The 23783-nt window shown below is 57.4% G+C and carries 24 protein-coding genes, 1 tRNA gene and 1 pseudogene; 16 read left to right on the top strand and 10 right to left on the bottom strand.

Features of this window, described 5'->3' with window-relative positions:
• Positions 1-60: 60 nt before the first annotated feature.
• Together BN3544_RS06750 and pdxA are read left to right on the top strand one after the other, a co-directional pair.
• Positions 61-813 carry a Nif3-like dinuclear metal center hexameric protein gene (locus BN3544_RS06750; protein ID WP_026036616.1) on the top strand — a complete coding sequence of 251 codons (753 nt, stop codon included), beginning with the start codon at positions 61-63 and terminating at the stop codon, positions 811-813.
• Between the two features lie 11 nt (positions 814-824).
• Positions 825-1901, top strand: coding sequence for a 4-hydroxythreonine-4-phosphate dehydrogenase PdxA (gene pdxA, locus BN3544_RS06745; RefSeq protein WP_019429768.1), 1077 nt, complete (start codon positions 825-827; stop codon positions 1899-1901).
• A gap of 12 nt (positions 1902-1913) precedes the next feature.
• Here pdxA and mscL read toward each other — a convergent pair whose 3' ends face one another.
• Positions 1914-2345: a large conductance mechanosensitive channel protein MscL gene (gene mscL / locus BN3544_RS06740; protein WP_019429767.1), complete on the bottom strand. Its 432-nt coding sequence runs from the start codon at positions 2343-2345 to the stop codon at positions 1914-1916.
• Between the two features lie 139 nt (positions 2346-2484).
• On the opposite strand from mscL, the gene petA reads away from it, so the two are divergent.
• From petA to BN3544_RS06710, 6 genes are all read left to right on the top strand, one after another.
• Positions 2485-3081 (top strand): ubiquinol-cytochrome c reductase iron-sulfur subunit, encoded by a 597-nt coding sequence (gene petA, locus BN3544_RS06735; RefSeq protein ID WP_019429766.1) that lies wholly within the window; start codon positions 2485-2487, stop codon positions 3079-3081.
• A gap of 11 nt (positions 3082-3092) precedes the next feature.
• Positions 3093-4502 carry a cytochrome b gene (locus tag BN3544_RS06730; protein WP_026036615.1) on the top strand — a complete coding sequence of 470 codons (1410 nt, stop codon included), beginning with the start codon at positions 3093-3095 and terminating at the stop codon, positions 4500-4502.
• A 20-nt stretch (positions 4503-4522) separates the two neighbouring features.
• The gene (locus tag BN3544_RS06725; RefSeq protein ID WP_019429764.1) at positions 4523-5290 is read left to right on the top strand and encodes a cytochrome c1; all 768 of its coding nucleotides are present in this window, start codon (positions 4523-4525) and stop codon (positions 5288-5290) included.
• Between the two features lie 91 nt (positions 5291-5381).
• Positions 5382-5993 carry a glutathione S-transferase N-terminal domain-containing protein gene (locus BN3544_RS06720; protein ID WP_019429763.1) on the top strand — a complete coding sequence of 204 codons (612 nt, stop codon included), beginning with the start codon at positions 5382-5384 and terminating at the stop codon, positions 5991-5993.
• An 18-nt stretch (positions 5994-6011) separates the two neighbouring features.
• On the top strand, positions 6012-6470 hold the full coding sequence (locus BN3544_RS06715) for a ClpXP protease specificity-enhancing factor (protein ID WP_019429762.1): 459 nt from the start codon (positions 6012-6014) through the stop codon (positions 6468-6470).
• 58 nt (positions 6471-6528) lie between these two features.
• Positions 6529-6604 (top strand) — tRNA-Thr (locus BN3544_RS06710).
• Positions 6605-6685: 81 nt separating this feature from the next.
• On the opposite strand, the gene BN3544_RS06705 is transcribed toward BN3544_RS06710, so the two are convergent.
• Positions 6686-6994 (bottom strand): DciA family protein, encoded by a 309-nt coding sequence (locus BN3544_RS06705; RefSeq protein ID WP_019429761.1) that lies wholly within the window; start codon positions 6992-6994, stop codon positions 6686-6688.
• A gap of 238 nt (positions 6995-7232) precedes the next feature.
• Between BN3544_RS06705 and secA the strand changes: the two genes are divergently transcribed.
• From secA to BN3544_RS06685, 4 genes are all read left to right on the top strand, one after another.
• Positions 7233-9980 (top strand): preprotein translocase subunit SecA, encoded by a 2748-nt coding sequence (secA, locus tag BN3544_RS06700; RefSeq protein ID WP_019429760.1) that lies wholly within the window; start codon positions 7233-7235, stop codon positions 9978-9980.
• 85 nt (positions 9981-10065) lie between these two features.
• Entirely contained in the window at positions 10066-11295 is a 1230-nt protein-coding gene (argJ, locus tag BN3544_RS06695; RefSeq protein WP_019429759.1) for a bifunctional glutamate N-acetyltransferase/amino-acid acetyltransferase ArgJ, read from the top strand.
• Entirely contained in the window at positions 11292-12182 is an 891-nt protein-coding gene (locus tag BN3544_RS06690) for an ATP-binding protein (RefSeq protein WP_036074969.1), read from the top strand. The genes argJ and BN3544_RS06690 overlap by 4 nt, the downstream gene beginning before the upstream one ends.
• Positions 12179-12661, top strand: a complete 483-nt coding sequence (locus BN3544_RS06685) for an NUDIX domain-containing protein (protein ID WP_019429757.1) — start codon at positions 12179-12181, stop codon at positions 12659-12661. The genes BN3544_RS06690 and BN3544_RS06685 overlap by 4 nt, the downstream gene beginning before the upstream one ends.
• Before the next feature lie 29 nt (positions 12662-12690).
• On the opposite strand, the gene BN3544_RS06680 is transcribed toward BN3544_RS06685, so the two are convergent.
• The 6 genes and pseudogenes from BN3544_RS06680 to BN3544_RS06655 form a co-directional block, all read right to left on the bottom strand.
• A complete protein-coding gene (locus tag BN3544_RS06680) occupies positions 12691-12906 on the bottom strand; it encodes a DNA gyrase inhibitor YacG (protein WP_019429756.1) in 216 nt (71 codons plus the stop codon).
• Entirely contained in the window at positions 12903-13658 is a 756-nt protein-coding gene (gene zapD, locus BN3544_RS06675) for a cell division protein ZapD (protein WP_019429755.1), read from the bottom strand. The genes BN3544_RS06680 and zapD overlap by 4 nt, the downstream gene beginning before the upstream one ends.
• 22 nt (positions 13659-13680) lie before the next feature.
• Positions 13681-14298: a dephospho-CoA kinase gene (coaE, locus tag BN3544_RS06670; protein ID WP_019429754.1), complete on the bottom strand. Its 618-nt coding sequence runs from the start codon at positions 14296-14298 to the stop codon at positions 13681-13683.
• Positions 14299-14300: 2 nt separating this feature from the next.
• Positions 14301-15140 carry a prepilin peptidase gene (locus BN3544_RS06665; RefSeq protein WP_019429753.1) on the bottom strand — a complete coding sequence of 280 codons (840 nt, stop codon included), beginning with the start codon at positions 15138-15140 and terminating at the stop codon, positions 14301-14303.
• Between the two features lies 1 nt (position 15141).
• On the bottom strand, positions 15142-16362 hold the full coding sequence (locus tag BN3544_RS06660; protein WP_019429752.1) for a type II secretion system F family protein: 1221 nt from the start codon (positions 16360-16362) through the stop codon (positions 15142-15144).
• Positions 16359-17537, bottom strand: a pseudogene (locus BN3544_RS06655) (GspE/PulE family protein); the annotation flags it as partial. The gene BN3544_RS06660 and the pseudogene BN3544_RS06655, both read right to left, overlap by 4 nt.
• A 248-nt stretch (positions 17538-17785) precedes the next feature.
• Here BN3544_RS06655 and BN3544_RS06650 point away from each other — a divergent pair.
• Positions 17786-18736: a hypothetical protein gene (locus BN3544_RS06650; protein WP_019429750.1), complete on the top strand. Its 951-nt coding sequence runs from the start codon at positions 17786-17788 to the stop codon at positions 18734-18736.
• Between the two features lie 47 nt (positions 18737-18783).
• Here the strand turns inward: BN3544_RS06650 and BN3544_RS06645 are convergent, their stop codons facing one another.
• Entirely contained in the window at positions 18784-19956 is a 1173-nt protein-coding gene (locus tag BN3544_RS06645) for an ABC transporter ATP-binding protein (protein WP_019429749.1), read from the bottom strand.
• Positions 19957-20061: 105 nt separating this feature from the next.
• On the opposite strand from BN3544_RS06645, the gene BN3544_RS06640 reads away from it, so the two are divergent.
• On the top strand, positions 20062-21696 hold the full coding sequence (locus BN3544_RS06640; protein ID WP_019429748.1) for an ABC transporter permease: 1635 nt from the start codon (positions 20062-20064) through the stop codon (positions 21694-21696).
• A gap of 42 nt (positions 21697-21738) precedes the next feature.
• Here BN3544_RS06640 and BN3544_RS06635 read toward each other — a convergent pair whose 3' ends face one another.
• Positions 21739-22677, bottom strand: a complete 939-nt coding sequence (locus tag BN3544_RS06635; RefSeq protein ID WP_019429747.1) for an ion transporter — start codon at positions 22675-22677, stop codon at positions 21739-21741.
• 236 nt (positions 22678-22913) lie between these two features.
• On the opposite strand from BN3544_RS06635, the gene BN3544_RS06630 reads away from it, so the two are divergent.
• Together BN3544_RS06630 and BN3544_RS06625 are read left to right on the top strand one after the other, a co-directional pair.
• The gene (locus tag BN3544_RS06630; RefSeq protein ID WP_019429746.1) at positions 22914-23258 is read left to right on the top strand and encodes an ArsR/SmtB family transcription factor; all 345 of its coding nucleotides are present in this window, start codon (positions 22914-22916) and stop codon (positions 23256-23258) included.
• Positions 23259-23343: 85 nt separating this feature from the next.
• Complete coding sequence (locus BN3544_RS06625; RefSeq protein WP_019429745.1) at positions 23344-23754, top strand: DsrE family protein; 411 nt, start codon at positions 23344-23346, stop codon at positions 23752-23754.
• Positions 23755-23783 lie beyond the last annotated feature (29 nt).

Here is a 23783-nt window from a genome sequence, read left to right as displayed (position 1 = left end):
GTGGCCCAAACCATACAAGCCTTGCGCCACAATACCCATCCCGTCCTGAAAGCGCAGCCGATGACCAATGCCAAAACCCTGGGCCAGGCCTTTGATGCCCTGCTCCAACCCGATAAGTTCCGCGATTACGGCCCCAATGGCTTGCAGGTCGAAGGTGACCGCGAGGTGAAATTGCTGGTCAGTGGTGTCACTGCCAGTCGGGCCCTGATCGAAGCGGCGATTGAAGCCGATGCCGATGCCATTTTTGTGCACCATGGCCTTTTTTGGAAAGGCCAGGACGGGCGTGTCACTGGCTGGATGCGTGAACGGCTGCGCTTGTTATTGACCCATGGCATTCATTTGTTTGCTTACCACCTGCCGCTGGATGCGCACCCCGAATTGGGCAATAACGCTCAGCTGGCCCGTGTTTTAGGCCTGCAAGCCGATGGTCGATTTGGCGAGCAGGATTTGGGCTTTGTGGGCACTGGTGTCAAGACATGGGCCAGCCCTCAGGCCTTGGCCGACCATGTGGCCGCTGTTCTCGGACGCTCGGTGATTTGCGCGGGTGACAGCAATCGCCCCGTTCGCCGAGTGGGTTGGTGCACGGGTGGAGCGCAAGGCTACTTTGAAGCCGCCATTGCTCAAGGTGTGGATGTCTTCATCACGGGCGAAATATCAGAGCCCCAAGCCCATCTGGCCAGAGAAACCGGCGTGGCCTTTCTGGCTTGTGGGCACCATGCGAGTGAGCGTTACGGAGCCCCCGCTGTGGCTGCTCTCGTGGCGCAAGACCTGGACATACAACACCGTTTCATTGACATCGACAACCCGGCTTGAGGTGCGCACGCATGACTTTTGAATCCGCTCCGCCGACGCCCTTGATCCAGCAAGCCATCGCCCTCACGCCGGGCGACCCTTGCGGTATTGGGCCTGAAATCATTGCCCGTGCGTGGTGCCTTGCGCCTGAGTCGACTCAAGGTTGTTTTGTGGCGGGCGATGTGGGCTTGATGCGCCGCGCCATGGCTTTGGTGCAGGCGGTACAGACCTTTCCGGTGGTCGAAATTCAAGCCCCGAACGAGGCCCTGAATGTTCCGCTCCGGTGTTTGCCTGTTTTGCAGGTGGTGCCGGTGTCTCCTGTATTGCCTTGGGGGTGCATCGATGGCCGTGCCGGGCAATTGGCGGGTGAAGCCGTCTTGTGGGCTACACGGGCTGCATTGCGGGGCGAGTTGGCCGGGCTGGTCACTGCACCTTTGCACAAAGAAGCCTTGCACGCCGCTGGTGCGCCTTACAACCAATACCCTGGACACACCGAGTTGTTGCAAGCCGAAGCGGCCCGGCATGCGGGGGTGACTATCGAGCAGATGCCGGTGCGCATGATGCTGGCCAACAACGAGCTGCGCACGGTGCTGGTGAGCATCCATGTGTCGCTGCGCGATGCCTTGGACGCCATCACGTTCGAGCGTGTCTTGCAAACCCTTGCCATCACCGATGCGTCTTTGTCGAAAATATTGGGCCGCAGGCCTCGGATGGCTGTGGCGGGTGTCAATCCGCATGCAGGCGAGGGAGGTTTGTTTGGGCGCGAAGAAATCGACATTCTGCAGCCCTGTCTCGCCGCAGCCAGGCAGCATGGGATGGATGTGCATGGCCCTTATGCCCCTGACACTGTTTTCATGCGGGCCCGCAAGCAGTCCGATGGCCGGCGTGAATTTGATGTGGTCATTGCGATGTACCACGATCAGGGCTTGATCCCGGTGAAATACATGGGGGTGGAGCAGGGAGTGAACGTGACCCTGGGGCTGCCGCTGGTGAGAACCAGCCCGGACCACGGTACGGCTATGGACCTGGCAGGCAAAGGCGTGGCCGATGCCAGCAGCATGATCCAGGCCATCCGCATGGCACGCCAGATGGTCAGTGGCGAGCACTGACCACCGGGGACCTTAGCCTTTGGTTTTCAGGCTGTCGCGGATTTCACGCAACAACATCACGTCCTCAGGCGTGATGGGGGCCGCTTCTGGGGCTGCAGAGTCCGCTTTGGCAGTGCTCATGCGGTTCATTTGACGGATCATTAAAAAGATGATCAAGGCCAAGATGACGAAATTCAGCGCCACCGTGATGAAGTTACCGTAAGCAAATACAGACCCCAGTTTTTTGGCTTCGAGCAGGGTCAAGCCAGCCGTTTGACCCGCCAATGCAACGTAGTAATTTGAGAAATCAAGGCCGCCAAAGAGCTTGCTGACCAAGGGCATGATCAGGTCGCTGACAGCCGAGTCCACGATTTTTCCGAATGCGCCGCCAATAATCACACCCACAGCAAGGTCCATGACATTGCCCTTGACCACGAAAGTTTTGAATTCTTGAGAAAAAGTCATTTAAAAAACCTCTGAAATAATGAAGAGAGGGCTATTGTGCAGCATGACAAGCAAGGTGATAAGGGTTGTAAGTCATTTGTCTGTTTCACTCCGCTACAATCTCGGGTTGACCCTGATAACGACTCGCTAGAGGATTCCCATGAGTGACACCCCAGTCGACAGCAGCAAACGGACCTGGCTGATTGCCTCCGGTTGCGCAGGTGCCGTAGGCGCTGGCTTTGTGGCCACCCCCTTCGTCAGCAGCTTTCAACCTTCCGAACGCGCCAAAGCGGCGGGCGCGGCCGTAGAAGTGGATATTTCCGCTTTGAATCCAGGCGAAAAGCTAACCGTCGAATGGCGCGGCAAGCCCGTATGGATCATGAAGCGTTCGCCCGAACAGCTTGAATCTCTCAAGAAAATCGAGGGCCAACTGGCCGATCCAGCCTCCAATCGCACGGCCTATCCGACCCCCGAATACGCCAAAAATGGCCACCGCTCCATCAAGCCCGAAATCATGGTAGCGGTGGGTATTTGTACCCACTTGGGTTGCTCGCCAGGGGATAAGTTCGCGACGGGCCCTCAGCCCTCGCTCCCTGATGACTGGACGGGTGGTTTCTTGTGTGCTTGCCATGGCTCAACATTCGATTTGGCTGGCCGCGTTTTCAAGAACAAGCCTGCACCGGATAACCTCGAAGTGCCTCCGCACATGTACCTGTCCGACACCAAATTGATCATTGGTGAAGACAAGAAGGCCTGATGGAGAACGACATGGCTGAATTCAAAGAAATTTCCCCCAACGCCCCCGCTGGCGAAAAGCTCCTTAACTGGGTTGACAACCGCTTCCCGGCTTCCAAGCTTTACAAAGAGCATCTGTCTGAGTATTACGCACCTAAGAACTTCAACTTCTGGTACTTCTTTGGCTCGCTGGCTTTGCTTGTGCTGGTGATTCAGATCGTCACCGGTATTTTCTTGGTCATGCATTACAAGCCTGATGCGGCTGTGGCATTCGCCTCGGTTGAATACATCATGCGCGATGTGCCTTGGGGCTGGTTGATCCGTTACATGCACTCCACAGGCGCATCTGCGTTTTTTGTGGTCGTGTATCTGCACATGTTTCGTGGCCTGATGTACGGCAGCTACCGCAAACCGCGCGAGCTGGTCTGGATCTTCGGTTGTGCGATTTTCTTGTGCCTGATGGCAGAAGCCTTTATGGGTTATCTCTTGCCATGGGGTCAGATGTCCTATTGGGGCGCTCAAGTGATCGTGAACTTGTTCTCGGCCATTCCGTTCATCGGTCCTGATCTGGCCCTGCTGATCCGCGGCGACTTTGTGGTGGGCGATGCCACGTTGAACCGTTTCTTCAGCTTCCACGTGATTGCCGTGCCCTTGGTTTTGTTGGGCCTGGTTGTGGCACACATCATTGCTTTGCACGAAGTCGGCTCCAACAACCCCGATGGCGTTGAAATCAAGGGCCCGAACGCCCCCAAAGATGCTCAAGGGCACCCTTTGGACGGTATTCCATTCCACCCTTATTACTCTGTGCACGACATCATGGGTGTCAGCGTCTTTTTGATGGTGTTCACGGCGATCGTGTTTTTTGCACCTGAATTGGGTGGTTACTTCCTCGAATACAACAACTTCATCCCTGCTGATCCGTTGACCACACCTTTGCACATTGCACCTGTCTGGTACTTCACGCCCTTTTACTCGATGCTGCGTGCCATCACCAGTGAGATGATGTACGCCTTGATCGCCTGCGTGGTGATCGGCGCTGTATTGGCTGTGGCGAAGGGTAAGTTGCCCCAGTTGCTCAAGGGTGCCGTGATTGGTGCGGCCGTGGTGATCTCTGCCTTGATGATGGCCATTGATGCCAAATTCTGGGGTGTGGTCGTCATGGGTGGCGCTGTCATCATCCTGTTCTTCTTGCCATGGCTCGACAACAGCCCGGTCAAGTCGATCCGCTACCGTCCTGACTGGCACAAGTATTTGTATGCCGTGTTTGTGATCAACTTCCTGATCTTGGGCTATTTGGGTGTGCAGCCGCCATCGCCTATCGGTGAGCGCGTTTCCCAAGTCGGTTCCCTGTTCTATTTTGGCTTCTTCCTGTTGATGCCTTGGTGGAGCAAGCTGGGTACGCCCAAGCAGGTTCCTGACCGCGTGACCTTCACGCCTCACTGAGATCACGGAGATTCAAGAACATGAAAAACATCAAGAAACTCGCGTTGGGCTTTGTGATGGCCCTGGGCTTGCTGTCTGGCGCCCAAGCTTCTGGCGGCAATGCCATCGCTTGGGACAAAGCACCTAACAAGACAAACGATTTGGCTGCTTTGCAACATGGCGCAAAACTGTTCGTTAACTACTGTCTGAACTGCCACTCCGCTGCGTTCATGCGTTACAACCGTTTGAAAGACATCGGTTTGACTGAGCAACAGATCAAAGACAACCTGTTGTTTGCGACCACCAAGGTTGGCGACACCATGAAGGCTGCGATTGATCCTGTTCAGGCCAAAGAGTGGTTCGGCAAGAACCCGCCTGATCTGACCTTGATGGCACGTTCGCGTGCAGGTCACGGTGGTACGGGCGCTGATTACCTGTACACCTACCTGCGCAGCTACCACCGCGACGATACCAAGTTGACAGGTTGGAACAACTTGGCCTATCCCAACGTGGGTATGCCCAATCCTTTGTGGGAATTGCAGGGTGAGCGTGAGCCTGTGTACGAAGACAAAGAAGAACACGGCCACACGGTCCAAATCTTCAAAGGCTGGAAGCAAGTCAAGCCCGGCACCATGACGCCTTTGCAGTACGACCAAGCCATTGGTGATCTGGTGGGTTACATGCAGTGGATGGCAGAGCCAGCCCAGAACACCCGAGTTCGCATAGGCGTCTGGGTTCTGATTTTCTTGTCATTCTTCACCTTTATCGCCTGGCGTCTGAATGCCGCGTATTGGAAAGACATCAAGTAATTGATTTTTCACCCGGCAGCATTGCTGGGTCTTGTGGAGTGGCAGGTCTTTGGGCCTTCCACTCTTTTTGATTTTTTGAGGAGCCTTTGCCATGATGGTGCTTTATTCCGGAACCACTTGCCCTTTTTCCCATCGTTGCCGCTTTGTGCTGTTCGAAAAAGGCATGGATTTCGAAATCCGTGACGTGGACCTCTACAACAAGCCCGAAGACATCAATGTGATGAATCCGTACGGCCAAGTCCCGATTTTGGTCGAGCGTGATTTGATCCTCTACGAATCAAACATCATCAACGAGTACATCGATGAGCGTTTTCCGCACCCTCAACTGATGCCCGGTGACCCGGTTGACCGTGCCCGTGTGCGCTTGTTCTTGCTCAACTTTGAGAAAGAGCTGTTTGCTCATGTGTTGACGCTGGAGAACCGCGCCCTCAAAGGCAACGACAAAGCCCTGGAAAAAGCGCGCTCGCACATTCGCGATCGCTTGACCCAATTGGCGCCGGTGTTCTTGAAGAACAAGTTCATGCTGGGTGACAACTTCTCCATGCTTGACGTGGCGATCGCGCCGTTGCTTTGGCGTCTGGATTACTACGGCATCGAGCTCAGCAAAAATGCGGCACCTTTGCTCAAGTATGCTGAGCGCATCTTTTCGCGCCCTGCCTACATTGAGGCATTGACGCCGTCCGAAAAGGTCATGCGCAAGTAAGTTCGGGTGGAGCCTACGATGATCAGTGACACTGAATTGCCGTCAACACGCCCCTATTTGATTCGGGCTTTGTACGAGTGGTGCTCCGAAAACGGCTTCACACCTTATGTGGCCGTCAAGGTGGACAACTCCGTGCAGGTGCCGCGCGAATATGTTCAAGGGGGCGAGATTGTGCTGAATGTCAGCATGGACGCCACCAGTTCGCTCAAGTTAGGCAATGAGTTCATCGAATTCAAAGCGCGATTTGGCGGAAAGTCTCGCGACATCATGGTCCCGATCCATCGCGTCATGGCGATCTATGCCCGTGAGAATGGCCAAGGCATGGCGTTTCCTGTCAGCGACGATTCAGCTGCGTCCTTGACCCCATTGACCCCATTGACGCCCTTGGGCCTTAATGATGCCAACGCGGTGGAGGAGGGTGACCCCACACCGCCCAGCACAAGTCCTGCTCGTCCGGCCCTTAAACGGATTAAGTGAAAAAATTAACAGCTGCGACCGCGAAGATGGGCTTGTAGCAAGTTAGAATTCAGCCCGTGCCGCTTTAGCTCAGTTGGTAGAGCACCCGCCTTGTAAGCGGTAGGTCGTCAGTTCGAATCCGACAAGCGGCACCAGAAACCTGAAAAGGCCCTGATCCAAGATCAGGGCCTTTTTTTTTCAAATAACCAGCGGCTTGAGTCAACCGCCTTGGCGGATCACATCGTGCGGTTTTGCACTTTGATGCGAATGCTGCTGACCTGCAGGCCCTTCTGGTTCAAATGGGCTTGAAGGGACGGGACCAGTTGGCGCAGTTTGGCAGCCACAGCGTTGGAGCTGACCAACAGGCACCAGCATCCGTCTTCAATCGGTCCCGCCTGAACACTGGCTCGCAAGGGGGCTGGCAGCAAAGTGCGAATGGCTTGCAAGCGGGCTGAGGAATCGCGCACCAATCCAGCCAACCGCGCAAAAGTAGGTGATTCTTGCGCGGCTTGTTGCAGGGGAATGGCTTGGTGGCGTCTTTGCATGGATGAAGCTGAAGCCGCTCATTATCCGGCAGCTTGTCAAGCCGAAAGCCTGCCCCTAAAAGCCAGCACCAAAAGAGGCAGTCCCAGAGGCTAAAATCAGCAGGTTAAGCTGGCGCCTGTGGTGGCCCGCTGGGGCAAGTGGGATATGACTTCGCTGGCCCGGTTTTCTCTGAACCCTTTAACTTGACAGGATAGACGGTCTGTCTCTCAGCCTTGGCTGAAGGTGGATCTTGTAGACATGGCCATCCCATTCCTCACTAAAATTTTCGGCAGCCGCAACGACCGCCTGCTCAAGCAATACCGCAAAACAGTGGAGCGCATCAACGCACTGGAAGCCGGACTGGAGTCTTTGAGTGACGACGAACTGCGTGGCAAAACCCAGGCGTTTCGTGATCGCTTTGCCGCTGGCGAAACGCTCGATGCTTTGCTGCCCGAAGCTTTTGCCGTGGTGCGTGAAGGCTCCAAACGCGTCATGAAGATGCGGCACTTCGATGTGCAGATGTCTGGTGGCATTGCCTTGCACAACGGCAAAATTGCCGAAATGCGCACGGGCGAGGGCAAAACCCTGACCTCCACATTGCCCGCTTACCTGAACGCATTGGCAGGCAAAGGCGTGCATGTGGTCACCGTGAACGACTACCTGGCCAGCCGCGATGCGCGTTGGATGGGCAAGCTGTTCAACTTTTTGGGTTTGTCGGTCGGTATCAACCTCGCCCAGATGTCGCGCGAAGAAAAGCAAGCCGCCTACAACTCGGACATCACTTACGGCACCAACAACGAATACGGTTTTGACTACTTGCGCGACAACATGGTCTATGAAGCCCATGACCGCGTGCAGCGCCCTCTGAACTACGCCATCATCGATGAGGTCGACTCAATCCTGATCGATGAGGCACGAACGCCCTTGATCATCAGCGGCCAGGCTGAAGACCACACCGCGACCTACTTGTCAATGAAGCAGGTTGTGCCTTTGCTCACCCGCCAGGAAGGCGAAGCCGACCCTCGCACGGGCGAAGGCATCATCACTCCCGGTGACTTCACCTTGGATGAAAAATCGCACCAGATTTTCCTGACCGAGCAAGGTCACGAAAAAGCAGAAGCGGTGTTGGCCCAAATGGGTTTGATCCCTGAAGGCGCGAGCCTTTACGACCCGGCCAACATCACCTTGATGCACCACTTGAACGCTGCTTTGCGTGGACAACACCTGTACCACCGCGATCAGCACTATGTGGTGCAAGAAGGCGAAATCGTCATCGTGGACGAATTCACGGGCCGCTTGATGACCGGTCGGCGCTGGAGCGATGGTTTGCATCAAGCGGTGGAAGCCAAAGAAGGCGTGCAAATCCAGGCCGAAAACCAGACGCTGGCCTCCATCACCTTCCAAAACTATTTCCGCCTGTACAACAAGATCGGTGGCATGACCGGAACGGCCGATACCGAAGCGTATGAGTTTCAGGAAATTTATGGCCTGGAGACGGTGGTCATTCCGCCGCACCGCAAAAGCCAGCGTGAAGACCAACTCGACCGTGTGTACAAGACATCACAAGAGCGGTACAACGCCGCGATTACCGATATTCGCGAATGCCACGAGCGCGGTCAGCCTGTGCTGGTGGGCACCACCTCGATCGAAAACTCTGAGTTGATTGCCCAGCTGCTGACGAAAGAGAAGTTGCCGCACCAGGTGCTTAATGCCAAGCAGCACGCCCGCGAGGCCGACATCGTGGCCCAGGCAGGCCGCCCCGGCATGATCACGATCGCGACCAATATGGCCGGTCGTGGCACCGACATCGTACTGGGTGGCAACATCGAAAAAGACATCCAGGCTGCTGAGACCGGCGAAAGTTTGTCTGAAGAGGCCCGCCACATTCGCGTGGCAGAGCTGCGCGAGCAATGGAAAATGGTGCACGAACAAGTCAAGGCTTTGGGTGGTCTGCGCATCATCGCCACCGAGCGCCATGAGTCGCGCCGCATTGACAACCAATTGCGTGGCCGTTCGGGTCGCCAGGGCGATCCCGGTTCTTCACGTTTCTACTTGAGCCTGGACGATCCACTGATGCGCATTTTTGCGGGTGATCGCGTGCGCGCCATCATGGACCGTTTGAAAATGCCTGAAGGCGAGGCCATCGAGGCGGGCATCGTCACGCGCAGCATTGAAAGCGCGCAGCGCAAAGTGGAGTCGCGTAACTTCGACATCCGCAAGCAATTGCTGGAATACGACGATGTGTCCAACGACCAGCGCAAAGTGATCTACCAGCAGCGCAATGACATTCTGGATGCCGCAGACCTGCACAGCCAGATCGCTTCATTGCGTGAAGGCTGCTTTGTCGACTTGGTGCGCCAATATGTGCCTGCCGAGTCGGTGGAGGAGCAATGGGACTTGGCCAGCCTTGAGAAAGCGTTGGCCGACGAGTGGTTGTTGCAGGTCAACTTGCGCGAGAAGGTCCAGGCCTCCAATGCCATCACTGACGAAGAAATTCTGGAGATGGTGGTGGCCACGGCCAACTCCCATTTCCAGGCCAAGCTCGACAGCGTGGGTGCTGAGAACTTCGTCTCGTTTGAACGCATGGTCTTGCTGCAAAGCATCGACACGCACTGGCGCGAGCACCTGAGCGCACTGGACTATCTGCGCCAAGGTATCCACTTGCGTGGTTATGCGCAAAAGCAACCCAAGCAGGAATACAAGCGCGAAGCGTTTGAGTTGTTTGGTCAGTTGCTCGATGCGGTCAAAAACGAAGTCACCCGCACCTTGATGACGGTGCGCATTGATTCGGGCGACCAGATCGAACAGGCGGCTCAAGACATTGAGGAGCGTGCCGAGCACATCAGCAACGTGACCTACAGCGCTCCCGACGAGTCGGGTGAGCCGCAAACCGTGGCCGTTGATCTGGCGGGTTTGCAGCAAGCCTTTGGCCCTGTCGGACGCAACGAGCCTTGCCCTTGTGGCAGCGGCAAGAAGTTCAAGCAATGCCACGGCAAACTCGCCTGAGTTTGCTGCGCGGATGAGACGGGCTTCGGCCCGTTTCGTTTGTGTGCGTCCGAAAAATTATTTTCTGTTTTCCTGAAGGATCGCCATGCCTGTGAATTTGCCACCATTGGACCCCGCCCAATTGAGCCCGATTGCGGGCGTTCGCATTGGCATTGCCGAAGCCGGCGTGCGCAAAGCCAACCGCAAAGACTTGACCGTTTTTTTGTTGGAGCCAGGTGCCAGTGTGGCGGGCGTGTTCACCAGCAACCGCTTTTGTGCTGCGCCCGTTCAAGTGTGCCGTGAGCACTTGGCCGTGGGCAGCGACGTGCGGGCCTTGGTCATCAACACCGGCAACGCCAACGCGGGTACCGGCGCACCGGGTTTGGCCCATGCCCGCCAGACCTGTGACGCGCTGGCCAAGTTGCTGCAATGCACGCCTGTGCAAATCTTGCCGTTTTCGACCGGCGTGATCATGGAGCCTTTGCCGGTGGACCGCATTGTGGCGGGCTTGCCCGCTGCTTTGGCCGACGCGCAAGCCGCGCACTGGGCCAAGGCGGCTGAAGGCATCATGACCACCGACACCCTGCCCAAAGCAGCCAGCACGCAGGTGAAAGTGGGCGGCCAGACGGTCAGCATCACCGGCATCAGCAAAGGTGCAGGCATGATTCGCCCCAACATGGCCACCATGCTGGGCTTTGTGGCCACAGATGCCTGCATCGATCCTGCTTTGTTGGCCCCACTGGCCAAACAATTGGCCGATGGTTCGTTCAACCGCATCACGATCGATGGCGACACCTCTACCAACGACTCGTTCATGCTGATCGCCACGCACAAGGCAGGTAACGCGCTCATCACTTCGCTGGACAGTGCTGACGGCCAGGCCTTGGTGCAGGGCTTGATGCAAGTGGCACGCCAGCTGGCGCATGCCATCGTGCGCGATGGCGAAGGTGCCACCAAGTTCATCACAGTCCAAGTCGAGGGGGGTAGCACGGGCGAAGAGTGCCGTCAGGTGGCGTACGCCATCGCGCATTCGCCCTTGGTCAAAACCGCGTTCTTCGCCAGTGACCCGAATCTGGGCCGCATTCTGGCAGCGGTGGGCTATGCGGGTATCACCGATCTAGACCAAGGTTTGATCGAGTTACACCTGGACGATGTGCATGTGGTGTCGCAAGGCGGGCGCCGTGCCGAATACCGCGAAGAAGACGGTCAACGCGTTATGAAGGGCAGCGAGATCACTGTGCGTGTGGGCCTGGGCCGAGGCACAGCCAGCGACACGGTGTGGACCTGCGACTTGAGCCACGAATACGTCACCATCAACGCGGATTACCGTTCATGAACTCAGTCGCCCCATCTGCATTGGACCAACTGCTGGCCAAAGTCAGCCAGTTGGTGGACCGCATCGAGTCGGTTTTGCCTCAGCCCTTGTCCGCCCCTGATTGGACGCAGGCCATTGCCTGGCGTTACCGCAAGCGCTCGTCCGGCCATGGCGTGCTGGAGCCGGTGCGCCATGTGGCCGCCATGACGCTGGCTGATCTGAAGGAAATCGACGATCAAAAGGAAAAGCTGCAACGCAATACTGAGCAGTTTGTGCGGGGCCGCCCGGCCAACAACGTGCTGCTGACGGGCGCACGCGGCACTGGTAAATCGTCGCTCATCAAGGCCTGTCTGAATACCTATGCACCCCAAGGTTTGCGCCTGATCGAGGTGGACAAGGAAGACCTGATCGATCTGCCCGACATCATCGAGGTGGTGGCCGGACGCGATGAAAAGTTCATTGTGTATTGCGACGACCTGAGTTTCGAAGATGGTGAGCCGGGCTACAAGGCGCTCAAATCCATCCTCGACGGCACTGTGGCGGCATCGACCCCTAATGTGTTGGTGTACGCCACCAGCAACCGACGCCATTTGCTGCCCGAGTACATGAGCGAGAACCTCACCTACAAACACACCGACGACGGCGAAGTGCATCCGGGCGAAGGCGTGGAAGAGAAAATCTCGCTGTCCGAGCGCTTTGGTTTGTGGATCAGTTTCTACCCCTTCTCGCAAGACGAGTACCTGACCATTGCGGGTCAGTGGCTCTGCGCCTTGGGTGCCACAACTGCGCAAATCGATGCGGCCCGACCCAATGCTTTGTTGTGGGCCTTGGAGCGCGGTTCGCGCAGTGGCCGTGTGGCTTACCAGTTTGCACGCGACATGATGGGTCGCCAATCGGATCAGGCATGAGCACCGGCTTGTTGGTGGCCGACGGGGAACGCGCTCGCGAATTCGTGGGAACAGACCAGACCGAACGTGCGGTGGTCGATGTGGCGGTTGGCGTGTTGATGCAAACCGATGGCCAGTTTTTACTGACCTCGCGCCCTGATGGCAAGGTCTACGCAGGCTATTGGGAGTTTCCTGGCGGCAAGCTGGAAGCCGGTGAATCGGTCGAACAAGCCCTGCGCCGAGAGTTGCAAGAAGAGTTGGGCATCACCATCGGCGAGACGCAAGCCTGGAAAACCCAGATGGTCGATTACCCGCACGCCTTGGTGCGGCTGCATTTTTGCAAAGTCTGGCATTGGCAAGGCGAGCTGCAAATGCGCGAAGGCCAGTCGCATGCCTGGCAGAGTTTGCCGGTGCGCGTGGTGCCGGTGCTGCCGGGTACGGTGCCGGTACTGGGCTGGTTGGCCGAAGAGCGTGAGTTCAGCGGTGCCACGCACAGCTGAATTTCGCTGGGCGCGGGCGTGTTGCTGGTTTATTGCAAACGCGGATCGCCAAAGGGCTCGTCGGGCGGCGTTTCGTCGGGCAGTTTGAACTCTTCACTGGCCCAAGCCCCCAAGTCAACACCCTTGCAGCGGGCGCTGCAAAACGGGCGATAGGGGTTGGTGCTGCTGTAAAGGCTCAGGCCAGCACAGGCGGGGCAGCGTACCTTGCGCGGTGCGAAGTCTTGAGGCGTGCTCGAGTTGCTCATGCGCACAAAGACATCTCAAAAGGCACGTCCTCGGAGGTGGCCAGTAACTTGCCATCGCTTTGCTGTTGCAGCATGCGGATCACCACCAGCAAACGGTTGCAACTGATTTCAGGGGTGATGCCCAATGAGGGGTCAATTTTGAGCCGCAACAGCTGAAACGTGCGTCCCTGCGGCAGGTTTTGCTGCAGTTGTCCTGCCGTGGCCATGACTTTTTGACTGCTGCCGGATTCGCGCAACATTTTCAGCAGCAACTGGACAGATTGGGCCAAGGGGCCGAACGGCGCAACCCATTGCGCCAAATCGCTGGAACGGCTTGGCGCATCGTGGTGTTGCCAAGCAAAATAGGCGGGTAAATCAAACTCGCAAGTGCCGCCAGGGATGACAGCGCGGCTGCGCAAAGCCATCAGGAAATCGTTGTCGTTCAGGCTTTGGCCAATTTTGCCGCTGACCTGGTTGAGCGCTTCAAAGTGGTCATCCAGTTGGGCAATCAGTCCATCAAGGGCTTTTTCGGAGATGGCCGGATTGCCACGGTAGCCGTTGTACAGCTGCTTTTGGCGTTCGAGGTCTTTCAGCACATCAGACTTCAACTCTGAGCGCGAGGCCACTTCGGTGATTTCGAATAAAGTGGTCAGCGCAAAGTGGTGATCAAGCGCCTCCGTGCGGGCCATTAATTGGCCCAAGCGGTTGAACAATTGTTGCAGGCGCAGGTAAGTGCGGATGCGTTCGTTGAAGGGGTATTCGTACAGTATCACGCGGCGTTTTCCAGTGCCGCCATCATAGCCCGAAGTCAGCCGCCAGCAGAGCCACTTGCGCCTCTAATTGAGCCAGATTCAGGCCTTGGTTGAAGACCACCATATCGGCACAGGCCAAGCGTTGTGGGCGTGAGGTTTGGAGGGCGATGATGCGGTCGATTTCTTCGGCTGCCAGCCCACTGCGGGCCATGACCCGTTGGCTTTGTGTGGCGGCATCGCAGTCCACCACCATCACCCGGTCTACTTGCTTGCGCCAGCGTTCGCCCGATTCAACCAGCAGGGGAACGTCAAACACCAAACAGCGCTGGCCGTTTTGCAAGGCAGTCTGTGCTTGCTCTGTGGTGATCTGGCTCACCAGCGGGTGAATAATGGCTTCAAGCTGTTTTTTGGCATCGGCAGATTTGAAAATCTGATCACGCATGGCTTGCCGATCCATGGCGCCATGGGCATCGATCATTTGGGGTCCGAAGACTTGAACAATGGAAGCGATAGCCCGTCCGCCCGGGGCCGTCACACTGCGTGAAATCGCGTCAGCGTCGATCACTGCGGCACCACGGGCTGCCAACATGGCGGCCACGGTGCTTTTGCCGCTGCCGATGCCACCAGTCAGGCCGATGCGCCAAATACGCGGAGTTTTCATGTTTAAACAGCCAAGCCCGGCAGGTGACCAAAAGCCATGACCCACAAACCTGCCAAGGCCAAAAAAGGTCCAAACGGAATATAGCCGTCTTCGGGCAGGCGCTGGCGCACCCGCAGCCAGATACCCACGATGGCACCTGTGATGGAGGCTATCAGCACCAGCGACAGCAATGCGGGCCAGCCCAGCCAGGCGCCCAGCCCAGCCAGCAGTTTGAAGTCACCCTGGCCCATGCCCTCTTTGCCAGTTATCAGCTTAAAGAGCCAATAAACCGACCACAAAAACAGGTAACCCGCCACGGCCCCCCACAAGGCCGTGGACAAACTGACATCGCTCAGCCCCAGGCTGGCCGCCAACAAACCAGCCCACACCAACGGTTGGGTGATGGCATCGGGCAGCAAGGTGGTGTCGGCGTCAATGGCCGCCAAGGTCAGCAAAGCGGCTGCAAAACCCGCCCAGGCCAAAGCGGCGCCGCTCATGCCGTATCGGGAAAAGCTCCAGACAAATAAAACACTGGTCAACAGTTCAATGACCGGGTAGCGCCAGCCTATTGCCGAGTGGCATTGGCTGCAACGACCCTTGAGCACCAGGTAACTGAGCACCGGGATGTTTTCGGACCATGACAGCTCATGCCCGCAGTGGGGGCAATGCGATCTGGGCACGGCGATGTTGAAAGACTTGGGTGTCTGCAAAGTCGTGTGGCTGTCAGGGCCTTGTTCACGAATGGCCTCAGCCCATTGCGCCTCCAGCATGAGGGGCAGTCGGTAAATGACCACATTCAGGAAGCTGCCCACCACCAAGCCCAGCACGGCTGCTGCACTCCAAAAAGGTAAATCAATGGCCATTTCAGAACACCTGACCCAAGCGAAAAATAGGCAGATACATGGCCACAAGAATACCGCCAATCAGACCGCCTAGGACGACAATGATCAAGGGTTCGAGCAAACTGGACAGGCCGTTGACCCGGTCATCCAGCTCGGTTTCCATCAGGCCACCCGCGCGTGCGAGCAACTGGTCCATGGCCCCGGTCTCTTCGCCCGTGGCGCACAGCTGCACGATCATGGGCGGAAAACGGCCGCATTGGGCCATGCCTTCACTCAACCGGCTGCCTTGTGTCACCTGCCTTTGCAATTGCAATGTCACACCTTCATACACGCTGTGGTCGCAGGCTTGGGCCACTGGCCCCAATGCTTCTGCCAAGGGAACGCCTGCCGACACCAAGGCTGACAAGGTTTGCGCCCATCGTGCCACCACCGCCGTGCCCATCAGCGGCCCCAAAATGGGCAATTTGAGCAACCAGCGGTCTTTGGCTGCTTTGAACCTGGCTTGACCCGCTTGCGGGCGCTGCCAAAACCAGATGCACAGCAACGCGACCACAACGGCCACAGGGCCAGATGCGCTCAAGCCGTCGCTCAGTGCCACCACCATTTGTGTGGCCCAGGGCAATTCGGCCCCGAACGACTTGAACACGTCTTCGAACACGGGCACCACAAACACCAAGATCAGCACCAGCACGGAGATGGCCACCCCCATCACCGCCGTGGGGTACACCAGCGCTGAACGCACGCGCGAGCGCAAGGCCTCGTTTTTCTCGAGTGTGTGCGCCAGGCGCTCCATCATGGTGTCCAGAATGCCTGCCGACTCGCCCGCTTGAACCATGCTGGTGTAAAGCCTTGTGAAATGGGCCGGATGCCTGGCCAAGGCCTCATGCAAAGCCGAGCCAGACGCCACGTCGTTGTGCACTTGTTGCACGATGTTCAAAAGCGCCACAGACGTCAGGCTGCGCGACAACATGTCCAACGACTGCAAAAGGGGAACCCCCGCCCGCAGCAGTGCTGCCAACTGCCGGGTCATGAGCGACAGGTCGCCAGGGCGCACGCGGGGCGGTCTGTCCCACCACAAACGCTGCAGCCGCACCGACTGCACGCCTTGTCTGCGCAATTGGGCGCGGGCCAGACCGGCTGTGAGTGCATTCAGGCGTCCTTGAGCGGGGCGGCCTTGGGCATCTTGACCCTGCCATGCAAAAACCGGGGTCGAGGTCGGGGTTGATGTGTCGTGTTGGCTCATGCACCGTACCGCGTGTTGGCCAAAACCTCGTCGAGCGAGGTGATGCCTTTGAGTACTTTTCGCAGACCTGCCAGACGCAATGACGCGACCCCCTCACGCTGCGCCAGTTGGGTCATTTCCTGGTTCCCCGCATCGCCCAAAATCAGGGCCTGCATGTCTGCACTCACGGGCATGACCTGAAAAATGCCGGTGCGCCCCGCAAACCCTTTGTGGCAATGTGCGCAACCCACAGGCTTGAAGGTTTCAACGGCATCGCCGAGCAGCAAATCGGCGGGCAGACCTGCTTGCAGCAACACCTGCGCAGGCAGGGACACGCGTTCTTTGCAAAGTGGGCACAGACAGCGCACCAGGCGCTGGGCCGTGATCAGGGTCACGCTGGCCGCAATGTTGTATGAGGCTGCGCCCATGTTGCGCAAGCGCACCAAGGTGCTGGGCGCGTCGTTGGTGTGCAAGGTGGACAACACCAGATGGCCTGTCTGGGCCGCCTGGATGGCGATGTTGGCCGTCTCCAGGTCGCGCACCTCGCCGACCATCAAGACATCCGGGTCCTGTCGCAAAAAAGCACGCAAAGCGATGGCAAATGTCAGGCCAGGCTTGTCTTGCACATTCACTTGGTTGATGCCTTGCAGCTGAATTTCGCAAGGGTCTTCCACCGTGGCGATGTTCACTTCGGGCGTGTTGAGTCGGTTCAGACAGGCATAAAGCGATTGCGTTTTGCCCGAGCCCGTGGGCCCGGTCACCAGCACCATGCCGTGGGGGCGGTGAATCGCTTCCACCAGGCGAGCCAAGTCTTCACTCTCGTAACCCAGTTGGTTCAAGTCAAGTTGGGCCTGAGCGGAGTCGAGCACCCGGATTACCAGCTTTTCGCCAAACAAGGTGGGTAAGGTGCTGACACGCAAGTCCAGTGCGCGGCCGTTGGCCAATTGCAGCTTCATGCGACCGTCTTGAGGCAGGCGTTTTTCGGCAATGTCCAACCGCGAGAGCACCTTGATGCGTGAGGACAGTCGGTCTTTCAGTGCCATGGGCGGTGTTGCAATTTCGCGCAATTCGCCGTCGATGCGCATGCGGACCCGGTAATGGTGTTCATACGGTTCAAAGTGCAAGTCCGAGGCTTTGAGGGTGACCGCCTGTTCCAGCAGTTGCTGGACCCAGTGCACCACAGGCGCATCGTCGATCGCCCCTAACTTTTGCGGGTTGCCGAGTTTGTCCAGCATGGCGCCTCCGTGAACTATTTGGTATTAAAAACAAAGGGTGATCATGGGCCGCATTGTGAATTTTGTAAACGGGTGCATTGACCTGCGGCAGCATTCAGTTTTAGGGAGCGTCATCGACAGATTGCATCAACCGTCTGAGTGATTTAAAACAAAGCCTGAAACGTAATATCAGTTAGCATTTAAATTCGAATCTTCCATTGAGCCCACACATGAAATTCATCGGTTTGTTATGGCTTGCGTGTTGCCTTCCTGCTTGGGCTGACCACTACAGCCCCATCGCAGTCTGGCAAACCGTGCCCTTCATCAAGGGGCAGGACTTGTGCCAGTTCCAAGATGCTTATGCAAGTACGGCGCAAGAAAATCACAAAAACCTGAGTCAGCAACTCATCCATTTGCTCAATGCCGGCGCAGACCCTGCACAGTTGCTTGATTTGCTCAACGCACTAGACCGCAACACCCAACTCAATCGTGAGCGAGCCACTGCGGGCAAGGGAATGGATGTGTTGCTCGAAGGCAGTCTCAAAGCCTCCTTGGATGCCCAGTACACCCAACTGCAGCCACGCAATCGCAACATCACCTTCTTCAATCCGGCCCCCATTTACGCATTGGCCCGCGATTTGCGCGATGAAAAACGACAAGGTTATCTGGACACAGGGATGCTGGGAAAACTCAATGCCATGGCGTGGGGTACTTACTCTTATGCGCCGACTTGCAAGGGTGATCTGTTGGTGACTTTGCATATCCAGGTCATCTCGGGGCGGACATATAACTATCAAGCCAGGGGCCGACCCGATCAAGTCATGCAGGCCATCAGCGGTCAGTTGTTTGCGGAGTTTCAGCACACGCAATTCCCATCCAAAGTCAAGATGGGCAATCGCACGCTTGAGCTGATTGGTGCACCGGGTGTGCCGATCAGTCACACCAGCAGTGCGACAGCAGCAGAGCGGACCTGCCGCAGCATTCAGACGCGACTGCCGACGGCAGAAGAATACGAATTCGTTTCCAATCTGGGAGACTGGAACCAAGGAGTCAAAACGGTCGGGCGTGTTTGGGCTCTGGCAAACCAAATGGTCTTAGCGCCCGATTTGCCCAACCCTTCACCGATTCGTCCGGAAATCGAAGTTCGTGCGAACGAACTCTATTACTACTGCGTCAGGTGATGGTGGTGGTGCCTATCCGGCCACATCTTCCGGTCTAAACAAAGCGATCAAGCACTTTGTGAAACGAACTTGACCGGCTGGTATTGCGGGTCGGTGTGTTCGCAGGCCTCTGCCTTGGCGCAAGGCATTTGACAGAGTTCGCGGTTGTAAACCGGGCAGGCGCGGTTGAAGGTGACGACGTGGTCCACCTCGGCGCGTATGCCGATCCATTCACCCAGTTTGTGATCGTGGTGGCTGGGGACGTGGGCCATCAGCAGGTCGCCACTGGGCAGCCGCAGGGTGTATAAAAATTCAGATCCGCGAAAGGCCTTGCGGATGATTTCGGCCTTCACCGGGGCATGGTCGTCGTGCACGATGTCGTCGGCCCGCAGCAATACGTCACATTGGCCGCCCTCAAAGGCGCATGGCAAGGGGCATTCGGCCACATCGGTCAATGTGCCCACCGGTGTGTCCACCATCACTTGGCCATTCACTTCGCGCAGCGTCGCGGGGGTGAAAACACCGTGGCCGATGAAGTCGGCGACAAAACGGGTGGCGGGGCGGTGGTACAGGCTGTAGGCATCGTCCCACTGGTGGAGGATGCCCTCGTTCATCACGCCAATCACGTCGCCAATTGCAAAGGCTTCGAGCTGGTCGTGCGTCACCAACAGGGCGGTGGCTTTGGCGGCTTTCAGGATGTTGCGCACCTCGTGTGCGAGGCGTTCGCGCAGGTCAATGTCGAGGTTGGAAAAAGGCTCGTCCAGCAGCAGCAAGTCGGGTTGGGGGGCCAAAGCCCGGGCCAGTGCCACGCGTTGCTGTTGGCCACCCGACAGCTCGTGTGGGTAGCGTTTGTCTGCCCCTTCCAGGCCAACCAGGGTCAGTACTTCGGTCACGCGCTTTTGGCGTTCGGCTTTGGGCAGGTGCGCCAGTCCAAAGCCCACGTTGCGGCCCACATCCATATGGGGAAACAGCGCGTAGTCCTGAAATACCATGCCAATGCGACGGCGCTCGGCCGGTTCGGTGTGACCGGGTTCGCTGACCACGCGGTCAGACAGCAATATTTTTCCGCCCGAGACCGGCTCCAGTCCGGCCACCGCACGCAGCAGCGTGGTTTTGCCGCAGCCAGATGGCCCGATCAATACGCCAATGTCGCCAGCATGCAAGCCCAGGTTGACCCCTCTCACGGCGGGCGTAGGGTTGCCGGGGTATTGAATGTCCAGTTGGCGCAATTCTAAAAACATGGGTTGAATTGTAGGCAGGTTGGGTCGGCCTCTCTTGGCCGAGGGCTGATCTCCATCAGGCGGGCTCCTACAATAAGCCATGACCTTGTTGAACCCGCTTTCTTGATGCTAAACACCCTGGCCCGCCGTTTATCGGGGCTCCCTTCTTTGTTTTACGCCTTGCTGGCATTGGCTTTGGCCTTACCGGTGTTGGCCGTGCTGGGTTCGTGGCTGCAATGGAGCGGGCCAAGCGCCGATATCTTGCTGGAAATGGGTCGCACCGTGCTGCCCGATTACGCGCTGACCACACTAGGTTTGTGCCTGATGGTGGCTGTAGGCGTGACGGTGCTCGGGCTGGCCACGGCGGCGCTGGTCACCTTGTTCGATTTTCCGGGGCGGGGCGCTTTTGAATGGCTGCTGCTTTTGCCTTTGGCCATGCCCGCTTATGTGGTGGCCTATGCCTACACCGACTTTTTGCAGTTCAGCGGGCCACTGCAGGTGGCCTTGCGCGAAGCGCTGGGTTTACAAGGTCGGCTGTGGCCCGATGTGCGAAGCGTTTGGGGCGCGGCGCTGGTGTTCACCTTGTCGCTTTACCCGTATGTGTATTTGCTGGCCCGCACGGCCTTGGTCGAGCGGGCTTCGGGCTTGATGGAAGCGGCCCGACTGCTGGGCGCACCGCTGTCACGCCGCATTCGCGAAATTGCCCTGCCGTTGGCCCGCCCGGCAGTGGCCGCTGGGGTGGCGCTGGCGCTGATGGAAACGCTGGCTGATTTTGGGGTGTCCAGCTATTTCGGTATCCAGACTTTCACGGCCGGCATTTACAAAGCCTGGTTGTCCATGGACAACCGCATTGCGGCGGCGCAATTGGCCACCGTGCTGTTGGCCGTGGTGGTGGTCTTGCTTCAGCTGGAGCAGCGTGCACAAAAGCGCATGCGTTTCAACCAAGGGCGCGGCTCGCGTCAGGGCTCTGCCGAGGCGCAACCCGTTGCGTTGCAGGGTGCTTCCCGGGTCATGGCTTGGGCCGTTTGCAGCTTGCCCGTGATGCTGGGTTTTGTTTTGCCGGTTTTCATCATGTTGCGGGCCATGGCGGGGGAGACCTCCGAACTGCCTTGGGAGCGCTTTGCTCAATGGGCGCTGACCAGTTTGCGTCTGGGCGCGGTGACCGCATTGTTGGCCGTGGGCGTGGCGCTCGCTTTGGCCTTCAGTGTGCGCACCCGCGCAGACCGCATCAGCCAAGGGGCCATTCAGTTGGTGGGTTTGGGTTATGCCATTCCTGGCGCGGTGGTGGTGGTGGGCTTGCTTTTGCCCGTGGGCTGGATTCAGCAGACTTGGCCCGCATCGTCGGCTGGCGCATGGATCACGGCCACTTCTTTGGGGCTGGTCTGGGCCTATCTCGTGCGCTTTTGCGCGGTGGCGCTGCAGTCGGTGCAAAGCGGCTATGCCCGCATTCCGGCCAGCCTGGACGATTCCGCCCGCATGCTGGGCGTGACCGGTTGGGGCCTGATGCGCCGTGTGCACGCGCCCTTGCTGAAACGCACCACCCTGGCCGCCATGCTGTTGGTGTTTGTGGACGTGATGAAAGAGCTGCCCGCCACCATGGTGTTGAGGCCTTTCAACAGCGACACGCTGGCCGTGGTGGCCTACCAATTGGCGCGGGATGAGCGCCTGGGAGAAGCAGCTTTGCCCTCGTTGGCGCTGGTGCTGGTGGGTTTGATCCCCGTGATCCTGCTCAGCCGGACGTTGCGGCAAACGAAATCCTGAAAGCATGAACGGACGGGGGCGTGATACCCCTTTCGCGTTGGCTTAAACGGACTTCTTCTCGTACAGGGATTGTTCTTCGATGATCTGCCGGACGATGGCCCGGGCATGGTCTTCTGTGAGGCTGAATTCTTGGCGCAAGTGTTCAATGGTTCGTCGCTCTTTGGCACTCAGGTGACCGTCTTTGAGGATTTCTTCGACCTCGGTGGTGAATTCGATTTCCTGTGTCCGCACGCGAGTTCCAAATGCCGATGCCACGATGCCGGTCAACAGCGCCACCGTGAAAACCCCGGACAGTGCCGTGAAAGCCCCAATCACTTTGCCCCAGACCGAGATGGGCGTTGCATCGCCATACCCCACGGTGGTGATGGTGACGATGGACCACCACATCGCATCGGGAATCGTGCCGAATTTGTCAGGTTGCAAGGCGTGCTCGGCGTAGTGCATCAGGCATGAGGTAATGAGGATCGACAGGGCCAGCAGGTAAAGCGCCGAGATGAAGGCGTCTCTTTCTGCATAGATGGAGGCAATCAGGTCTTCTAGTGCGGTGGAGTAATGCGACAACTTCAAGATGCGCATGATCCGGATGACACGCAAAAAGCGCAAATCAAGACCGGGCAACAAGGATTGCAAAAAGAAGGGCAAGACTGCGAGCAAATCAACCAAGCCGTGAAAACTGAGCATGTAACGCAGCCGTCGGCGTACCACAGTGTGCTGAGCGTGTTTGTTTTTTTCTGCGGCCGTCCAGATCCGCAGCAGGTATTCCACACTGAAAAACAGCACCGACGCCATGTCGAACACCGTCAAGATGCCGCCGTATTGAGCTTGAATTGCTGGAACGGATTCAAGCATGACGGCCGCGACATTGAAGAGCACCATCAAGGTCAGCACCCATGAAAATAACCAAGCGGCCTTTTTGTCTTTGTGGCCCTTGAGTTCCAAAATCAGGAACAAACGTTGTCTCAGTGGATGGTGTGCAGTCATGAGCCGATATTAGACAAGAACAGGGGCCTGGCCGCCACTTTGAACAGGCTTTGACGCGGTGTTTTACCGCAGGGTGGCGGCATCAGTGCGGCTATATCTTGTTCTTTGTATAAGCAAACTACAAATCAATGGTTCGACCTTGGCTAGAAATTGGCCACAATGCGGCAGTCCCCTGTCCTTTTGAGGGCGGTTGCACGCTCTTTTTGTTGGACAATCGTGCAGCCATTCGAGCAACAATGGAAACAGAAAATATGGCCAAAAAAGCCCCCCCAGAAGACAACGTCCTGACCGAATCGGAAGAGGTGTTTGAAAAAGCCGCCGAGGTCTTTCGTGTCATGTCTGCCCCCATGCGCCTGCGCATCATCAGTGCCTTGTGCAATGGTGAAAAAAATGTAGGTGAATTGCTAAGCGAAATCGACACCACCCAGCCCAACATGTCGCAGCACCTGAATACGCTGTACCAGGCGGGCGTACTGGGCAAGCGCCGCGATGGCGTACAAATTTACTACCGCATTGTCAACGACCGTGTGGTCACGCTGTGCCGCGCGGTGTGCGTGCAGATCGCCAGTGAAGTTGATTGAAAGAACGGCGTCAGTTTCGGGCCGGGTTTTCACGGGCCCACCAGCCCTGCCGATCACGCTACCATCCATCCATAAGGAGTTACTAATGAAGCGTTCCCTGTTTTTGATCACTGGCCTGTTGGCCTTCACCCTGTCCTGGGCCGATATCAAAGTGGTTTATCACTTGAGCGAAGGAATTCCGCAGGCTTCGCGTGCCATCGGCAACATCCGCAATCACCTGGCCGCCGACCCGACGGTCAAGATCGTGGTGGTCACCCATGGCTTGGGCATCGACTTTTTGTTGGACGGTGCCACCAACCAGATGGACCAGCCATTCGCTGGTAGCGTCAGTGATCTCGCCAGCAAAGGCGTTGAGTTTCGGGTGTGCAACAACACCTTGGTGAGCCGAAAAATTTCTCCGAATAAATTGTTGATGGAAACCAAGGTGGTGCCTTCGGGCGTCGCTGAAGTGGCCAAGTTGCAGGCCAACGAGAAATTTGTCTATTTGCGTCCCTGATGGGCGCTGAGACGTCCATTCGTCCTGTC

Origin of the sequence: Limnohabitans sp. Rim47, from assembly GCF_001517545.1 — a bacterium.
GTDB lineage: Bacteria > Pseudomonadota > Gammaproteobacteria > Burkholderiales > Burkholderiaceae_C > Limnohabitans_A.
The sequence above is the reverse complement of the archived record's forward strand: the minus strand, read 5'-3'. Positions and strand labels throughout refer to the sequence as shown.

Coding starts and splice junctions, on each gene's coding strand:
- BN3544_RS06630 (WP_019429746.1), top strand. CDS start 22,914: ATGGAAACAGAAAATATGGCCAAAAAAGCCCCCCCAGAAGACAACGTC.
- BN3544_RS06750 (WP_026036616.1), top strand. CDS start 61: ATGACCAATGCCAAAACCCTGGGCCAGGCCTTTGATGCCCTGCTCCAA.
- coaE (WP_019429754.1), bottom strand. CDS start 14,298: ATGAAAACTCCGCGTATTTGGCGCATCGGCCTGACTGGTGGCATCGGC.
- BN3544_RS06715 (WP_019429762.1), top strand. CDS start 6,012: ATGATCAGTGACACTGAATTGCCGTCAACACGCCCCTATTTGATTCGG.
- BN3544_RS06635 (WP_019429747.1), bottom strand. CDS start 22,677: ATGACTGCACACCATCCACTGAGACAACGTTTGTTCCTGATTTTGGAA.
- BN3544_RS06660 (WP_019429752.1), bottom strand. CDS start 16,362: ATGAGCCAACACGACACATCAACCCCGACCTCGACCCCGGTTTTTGCA.
- mscL (WP_019429767.1), bottom strand. CDS start 2,345: ATGACTTTTTCTCAAGAATTCAAAACTTTCGTGGTCAAGGGCAATGTC.
- pdxA (WP_019429768.1), top strand. CDS start 825: ATGACTTTTGAATCCGCTCCGCCGACGCCCTTGATCCAGCAAGCCATC.
- BN3544_RS06665 (WP_019429753.1), bottom strand. CDS start 15,140: ATGGCCATTGATTTACCTTTTTGGAGTGCAGCAGCCGTGCTGGGCTTG.
- BN3544_RS06680 (WP_019429756.1), bottom strand. CDS start 12,906: ATGAGCAACTCGAGCACGCCTCAAGACTTCGCACCGCGCAAGGTACGC.
- BN3544_RS06650 (WP_019429750.1), top strand. CDS start 17,786: ATGAAATTCATCGGTTTGTTATGGCTTGCGTGTTGCCTTCCTGCTTGG.
- BN3544_RS06705 (WP_019429761.1), bottom strand. CDS start 6,994: ATGCAAAGACGCCACCAAGCCATTCCCCTGCAACAAGCCGCGCAAGAA.
- BN3544_RS06685 (WP_019429757.1), top strand. CDS start 12,179: ATGAGCACCGGCTTGTTGGTGGCCGACGGGGAACGCGCTCGCGAATTC.
- petA (WP_019429766.1), top strand. CDS start 2,485: ATGAGTGACACCCCAGTCGACAGCAGCAAACGGACCTGGCTGATTGCC.
- BN3544_RS06720 (WP_019429763.1), top strand. CDS start 5,382: ATGATGGTGCTTTATTCCGGAACCACTTGCCCTTTTTCCCATCGTTGC.
- argJ (WP_019429759.1), top strand. CDS start 10,066: ATGCCTGTGAATTTGCCACCATTGGACCCCGCCCAATTGAGCCCGATT.
- BN3544_RS06690 (WP_036074969.1), top strand. CDS start 11,292: ATGAACTCAGTCGCCCCATCTGCATTGGACCAACTGCTGGCCAAAGTC.
- BN3544_RS06725 (WP_019429764.1), top strand. CDS start 4,523: ATGAAAAACATCAAGAAACTCGCGTTGGGCTTTGTGATGGCCCTGGGC.
- BN3544_RS06645 (WP_019429749.1), bottom strand. CDS start 19,956: ATGTTTTTAGAATTGCGCCAACTGGACATTCAATACCCCGGCAACCCT.
- secA (WP_019429760.1), top strand. CDS start 7,233: ATGGCCATCCCATTCCTCACTAAAATTTTCGGCAGCCGCAACGACCGC.
- BN3544_RS06730 (WP_026036615.1), top strand. CDS start 3,093: ATGGCTGAATTCAAAGAAATTTCCCCCAACGCCCCCGCTGGCGAAAAG.
- BN3544_RS06625 (WP_019429745.1), top strand. CDS start 23,344: ATGAAGCGTTCCCTGTTTTTGATCACTGGCCTGTTGGCCTTCACCCTG.
- BN3544_RS06640 (WP_019429748.1), top strand. CDS start 20,062: ATGCTAAACACCCTGGCCCGCCGTTTATCGGGGCTCCCTTCTTTGTTT.